Below are 3021 nucleotides of genomic sequence, written 5' to 3' on the forward strand. Positions count from 1 at the left end.
CATCCATGGCGCTGCACACCTCCTCAATAGTTCGCAGCATCCGTCAGGCGCGCTTTACATCTGCCACCCTCATTCACCATCCCCCGCCTCTCCTGATGCAATAGGATCAAGTCACATCGGATCTTATTTCCGGGCCAGGTAGAACACGGCAGGGATAACCAGCATAGAGATCAGCGGGGCTAATACCATACCTCCTACCATGGGAGCGGCAATGCGCTGCATAACTTCGTTACCAACACCCCCGCCCAGCATTATCGGCAGTAGACCAACAATAATGGTCAGCACTGTCATGGCTTTAGGTCGTACGCGTAGCAACGCGCCTTCTTCTACCGCTGCCTTTAACTGGTTTTTATTGTAAGCCACGGCTTTCCAGGCGTTGTTCAGGTACAACAACATAACCACGCCGAATTCCGCGGCGACACCGGCAAGAGCTATCATGCCGACAATAACGGCCAGTGACAGGTTGTAGTCCAGCAAGTAAATCAACCACAGGCTGCCGGTTAGAGCTAAAGGCAAAGTGCCAATGACCAGCAGTGCCTGAGGTAACGAACGGAAGGTCATGTACAGCAACAACAGAATAACCAACAGCGTCAGCGGAATGATCTCTTTTAAATCACTTTCCACCTGTTGCATGGCTTTGTATTGCCCGGTCCAGCTCCAGTTGTAACCAACCGGAATTTCCATTTTAGCCATAACATCACCAACTTGATTAATGTAGTCGCTAACCGTGATGCTTTTCGCTGGTTCAATAAAAACCCAACTGCTTAAGCGGGCGTCTTCGCTTTTCAGCATGGCGGGTCCCTGAGTCACCCGAATGTCAGCAACATCGGACAGAGTAAGCCATTGTCCGGAGGCAGATTTCACCGGCAGGGTTTGCAGCTTCTCTATATGGTCGCGTTGCTCTCGCGGATAGCGCAGATTAATAGGAAAACGCTCATTGCCCTGCACCGATGTCGCAATATTCGCTCCACCAATGGCGTACTGAATATGATCGTGAATGTCGCTTTGGCTAATGCCATAACGGGCGGCTTCACGCAGCTTCGGCTCTATTTCAATATAACGACCGCCGCCAGAGCGCTCTGCAATGACCGAACCTGTTGCCTCCTCTTCAGACAACGTCTCTTCAATACGGGTAGCCAGTTTTTCTATTTCACGAAAGTCACTACCGCTGACTTTAATCGCTAACGGGGTTTTAACACCGGTAGCCAGCATTTCAATGCGGGTACGGATAGGTTGTACCCAGGCGTTGGTCACACCGGGTATCTGCACTCGCTCATCCAGCTCAGCAATAATGTCGTCCACCGTTATCCCTTCACGCCACTCACTTTCAGGTTTGAGGGTAATGCTGGTTTCGATCATGGTCATTGGTGCCGGATCGGTAGCCGTGTCAGCACGACCAACTTTACCAAACACACGCTCAACTTCAGGTTGTTCTGCAATGAGCTTATCGGTTTGCTGTAGCAACTCACCGGCACTTTCAACACTGATACCCGGCAATGTCGTCGGCATGTACATGAGGTCCCCCTCATGCAGCGGCGGCATCAGCTCGTAATTGAGCTCTTTATACGGGTGCCAGGCAGATGCTGTGATCAGAAGGGCCAGCACAATAATGGTTTTAGGAAACTTAAGTGTGAAAGCCAACAATGGACGGTAAAGCGCAATTAAACCGCGCGACAGCCAGTTCTTTTCTTCAGCGGGTATTTTCCCGCGCACCAGTAACGCAATCAGCACGGGAATAAGTGTCACGGCAATAATTGCGGCAGCGGCCATGGCCAGAGTTTTGGTATAGGCTAAAGGCTCAAACAGACGCCCTTGCTGGCCTTGCAGCACAAACACCGGAACAAAGCTGACGGTAATGACCAGTAGCGAGAAGAACAGCGAAGGCCCCACTTCGCGACAGGCTTCATTAACAATTTTCAACCGCGCAGCACCTTTTGCGACTATCTGATGCCGTTCCTGATAGTTCTGCAGATGCTTGTGGGTGTTCTCTATCATGACAATGGCGGCATCTACCAGTGCCCCAATAGCAATAGCAATTCCCCCCAGGCTCATAATATTGGCGCTGATACCCAGCATGTTCATGATCCACACCGCGAACAGTACCGACAGCGGTAAGCTGATAATGGCCACCACCGCCGAGCGCGCATGCCAGAGAAATAAAATGCACACCACAGCGACAAAGAACATTTCTTCAATGAGCTTGGTGGTGAGGTTGTCTGTCGATGCCTGGATCAGGCTTGAGCGGTCATAGGTCGGAACCACCTTAACGCCCTCGGGCAGGCCCTGCTTCAGCTCTTCCAGTTTCTCTTTAACGGCGGCTATAGTTTGTAGGGCATTTTCGCCATGGCGCATGACCACAATACCGCCCACGACTTCGCCGTCGCCGTTCAGCTCGGTAATGCCGCGGCGTACCTGGGGCCCAATGCGAATATCAGCCACTTCTTCCAGCAGCACCGTACCCTGCTGCTCTGAGGTGAGCGGCAACGGAATTTTGCGAATGTCTTCGACACTTTTCAAATACCCCAGGCCACGAACCATGTATTCAGCTTCGCCCATTTCAACCACAGAGCCACCTACTTCGTTATTGGCCTGCTGAATGGTTTGCTTTACCTGATTCAGGGTAAGGTTATAACGATGCAAGGCTTCCGGCTGCAGTACCACCTGATAGGTTTCGACCATACCGCCAACCGTGGCAATTTCTGCTACCCCCTGCACACTTTGCAGCTCCTGTTTTAGGAACCAGTTTTGCAGGCGGGTTAGTTCACCCAGGTTACGCTGGTTGGTCTCATCAACCAGTGCGTATTGATACACCCAGCCAATGCCGGATGCATCGGGACCTAATTCCGGCCGAACTTGGTTCGGAAGCTGGTTTTGCGCTTGATCCAGGTATTCGTTCACCCGGCTTCTGGCCCAGTAAGGGTCGGTTCCGTCTTCAAAAATAACGTAAACGTACGAATCGCCAAAGAACGAAAACCCGCGTACTGAGGTGGCTTTAGGTACGGACAGCATCACACTCGATTA

At 51.7% G+C, this 3021-nt stretch carries 1 protein-coding gene; it reads right to left on the bottom strand.

What is annotated here, in order from left to right:
- Positions 1-123 precede the first annotated feature (123 nt).
- On the bottom strand, positions 124-3009 hold the full coding sequence (locus B3180_RS04555) for an efflux RND transporter permease subunit (protein WP_286843333.1): 2886 nt from the start codon (positions 3007-3009) through the stop codon (positions 124-126).
- Between the last annotated feature and the right edge of the window lie 12 nt (positions 3010-3021).

The sequence above is a fragment of the Idiomarina sp. UBA4206 genome (assembly GCF_002383015.1).
GTDB classification, from domain to species: Bacteria; Pseudomonadota; Gammaproteobacteria; order Enterobacterales; family Alteromonadaceae; genus Idiomarina; species Idiomarina abyssalis.